3 protein-coding genes and 1 riboswitch are annotated in these 2,997 nt (G+C 65.9%); of the genes, 1 reads left to right on the top strand and 2 read right to left on the bottom strand.

Annotated features, from left to right (window positions below; translation table 11 throughout):
* Window positions 1-82: 82 nt before the first annotated feature.
* Together AC1D01_RS27795 and AC1D01_RS27790 are read right to left on the bottom strand one after the other, a co-directional pair.
* Window positions 83-715 (bottom strand): DUF4276 family protein, encoded by a 633-nt coding sequence (locus tag AC1D01_RS27795; protein WP_477872160.1) that lies wholly within the window; start codon window positions 713-715, stop codon window positions 83-85.
* On the bottom strand, window positions 709-1,872 hold the full coding sequence (locus AC1D01_RS27790; RefSeq protein WP_477872158.1) for an AAA family ATPase: 1,164 nt from the start codon (window positions 1,870-1,872) through the stop codon (window positions 709-711). Before AC1D01_RS27790 ends, AC1D01_RS27795 begins: the two co-directional genes overlap by 7 nt.
* Before the next feature lie 135 nt (window positions 1,873-2,007).
* A riboswitch (cobalamin riboswitch) is annotated at window positions 2,008-2,246 on the top strand.
* An 83-nt stretch (window positions 2,247-2,329) separates the two neighbouring features.
* Here AC1D01_RS27790 and AC1D01_RS27785 point away from each other — a divergent pair.
* Window positions 2,330-2,997, top strand: a 668-nt coding sequence (locus AC1D01_RS27785) for a nucleotide-binding protein (RefSeq protein ID WP_477872156.1), incomplete at its 3' end; no start/stop codon positions are given.

Raw genomic sequence — 2,997 nt, 5'->3', positions numbered from 1 at the left:
CTTCGCGGACATGGGCCGCATTATGGCTGGCAATTTCGCCGCGAAAGAATCAGGGCGATACCTGAGCGCCGAGCGGCAGGACTCACCCGCCCATCACCCGCTTCGTCTCGTCAACGAAGCGCTTTGCCCAACGCGAAGCGGCCGTCACCTTCTCTGGACCGATGCTGGCGAGCAACTTGAACGAATGCTCGCCCTTGCCATATGCCGACTTGGTCTTGCATTGGCCCGTCGCTGAACTCAGCGCCTTGAACACCTGCGCCTTGCCGATGCCTTCGATCGGCAACTCTGCAGACGGTAACGAACCGGGCCGGAAGCCCGCGCCGAAGAATGCCTGGAGCGCTTCACGGTCCGCGAGAAACCAGTTCTCCATGCACTCGACCATCAGATGGCACTGGCTTTCCGTCGCGCCGGCAGGCGCTACCCAACCATCGCCGGTTCTCTGAGCCAAGTGCGCCCAGGGTCGCCAATCAGACGGCTCGCCCTCTTGGTTCCGCGGCGCCACGGGACCTTCGCTGTCGACCAGCAGCATCGCCGGTTCGCCACCCAGGACCGCCGTGCAGAAATCCTCGTACGCCTGCTGCCTGCTTCCGGACGCAACCGTGCGCGGCATGTGCCCCGCCAGTCCCGCCTTGCGCAAAAACTCGGCAATGGCCTGTCGGCACTCCGTCCGCAGCGACTTTCCATCGCCACCGCCTTCGACGAAGAGCTTCACCACCGCGTACCTCCGATGTCACCGCGGGTCCACAAGGCTCCAAGCCGGTACTTCTCCAGCCATGGCTTGAGCTTGTCGGCCTCAAGACGCCGCAACCGGGTTCCGTCGGGCCCTTTCTCCGCAATCAGCACCACGTCCGGCGTGTCGGTCATCGAATCGACGAGCACATCGGAATGCGTCGTCACGATCAACTGACAGCGTTGCGAGGCTTCTTTCAAGAGTTCGCCCAATCGAGGCAAGACATCGGGGTGCAGACCCAGCTCCGGCTCTTCGATGCAGATCAAGGGCGGTGGATCTGGATGACAAAGGATGGCCAGGAGGCACAGGTAACGCAAGGTACCGTCCGACAGCCGCGTGGCCGGAATCGTCTTCGCTCCTTCATGCAAGAAGACCTGGACGGTACCGCCTTCGATCTGCACATCGTAGTCATCGATGCCTTCATAGAGCACCTGCAGCGACTTGAGCAGCTTCGCCTTGACAGCAGGATCACGGCGCAGCCGATTCAGCACCAGGCCCAGATTGCTGCAATCTGCCTCCAGCGCATCGGTCGGCAGATCGGCCTTCTGGGGCATGCGGGGCGCGGTGCAACGCCCGAAGCTCCACTCTCGATACAGGCGGATCTTGCCGAGCACTTGCCCCAGGTATGTGATCTCCGGGTACTGATCCGGGTCGCGACGCTGGGCGAGGATGGACTGAGATGGGTCGATGTCCTCGTGCTCCAGGCGGCGCTGCGTGCCCTTCACGTTCAGTACGCCGTGACCATTCTGGAATCGGTAGTGAAAGTAGGGTTGCGGCTTGCCCGGCAAAGCCGTCTCGAATTCGATGCGCTCATCGACAACCTGGAACCGCTGCCCGACTTCGGTGAATGCCAGCGTGTACCGCAGCGCCTGAGGCCCCTTCGGATTGCAGACGACGGCTTCCAGATACGCAACAGGCGACACGTTCTGCCCCTTCCAGAGCCAGTCCCGCACGCCGCCGCCATCTCGAATCAGCGTCGTGAGGTCCTTGGGCGCGCCTTTGAGAAGCTCGACGAACTCCAGCAGGTTGGACTTGCCGGACCCGTTCGGCCCGATCACCACGTTCAACGCTTGCAGCGGGATGGGCTCTGACGCCTCGCCAAAGCTCAGGAATTGCTTGAGTTGAATCGACTTGATCAGCATGAGTCTTCCAGGTGGGACCGCCATCAACGGGCGATTCGAAGCGTCCATCACGCATCCAGAGAACCCGATTTTCCACGCATGCCCCGTTCGATGGTCATACAAAACCGATTTCTTTGGTCGCAGGACGCGCGCAGCTATCATGCCGCCCACGTTGGTGCTCGCCGCGGCCGTCCGGTCGCGGCAGTGAAACGGGAATCAGGAAGACGAGCCCTGCCGGGGCGGATCCAACCTGAGCTGCCCCCGCAACGGTAAGCGGACGCCCTCCCCCGGAGAGCGCTCCCGTGCGAATCGACCCACTGTCGGCCCCGGCCGATGGGAAGGGTGCACGGAAGACGTCCGCCAGCCCGGAGACCGGCCAACCCAGTGGGTGCGCGCCCGCGGCAACGCAGCGCATGCCTGTTCACGAAACCCTGCGGGGAAGCAGGGCGACGGCCGGTCTGTTGCGAGTTGTCCTTCGATGCAAGTCCCCGAGCTGCGCCCCGTGCGCTGCCCTGCCCTGCTGGTGTCCGCGCCCGCTTCGGGCCAGGGCAAGACCAGCGTCACCGCCGCGCTCGCGCGCCTGCACGCCCGCCGCGGTCGCCGCGTGCGGGTCTTCAAGGCCGGGCCCGATTTCCTCGACCCGATGATCCTCGCCCGCGCCAGCGGCGCGCCCGTCCACCAGCTCGACCTGTGGATGGGCGGCGAGGCGCACTGCCGCGCGCTGCTGCACGAGGCCGCACAACACGCCGACCTGATCCTCGTCGAAGGCGTGATGGGGCTGCACGACGGCACGCCGTCCAGCGCCGACCTCGCGCTGCGCTTCGGGCTGCCGGTGCTCACGGTGATCGACGGCAGCGCGATGGCGCAGACCTTCGGCGCGATCGCGCTCGGCCTCGCGAGCTACCGCGACGGCCTCGCGCTGGCCGGCGTGCTCGCCAACCGCGTCGCCGGCGACAGCCACGCCGCGCTGCTGCGCGAGAGCCTGCCTGCCTCGATGCGCTGGTGGGGCGCGTTGCCGCGCGACGAGCAGATCGCGCTGCCCGAACGCCACCTCGGCCTGGTGCAGGCGGCCGAGCTCGACGACCTCGACGCCCGCCTCGACCAGGCCGCCGATGCCCTCGGCCCCGATGCCGGCGAGCTGCCGCC

The sequence above is a fragment of the Rhizobacter sp. P3_B12 genome (genome assembly GCF_056402895.1).
This window is presented reverse-complemented; position numbering and strand designations above follow the sequence as displayed.

Coding starts and splice junctions, on each gene's coding strand:
- AC1D01_RS27790 (WP_477872158.1), bottom strand. CDS start 1,872: ATGCTGATCAAGTCGATTCAACTCAAGCAATTCCTGAGCTTTGGCGAG.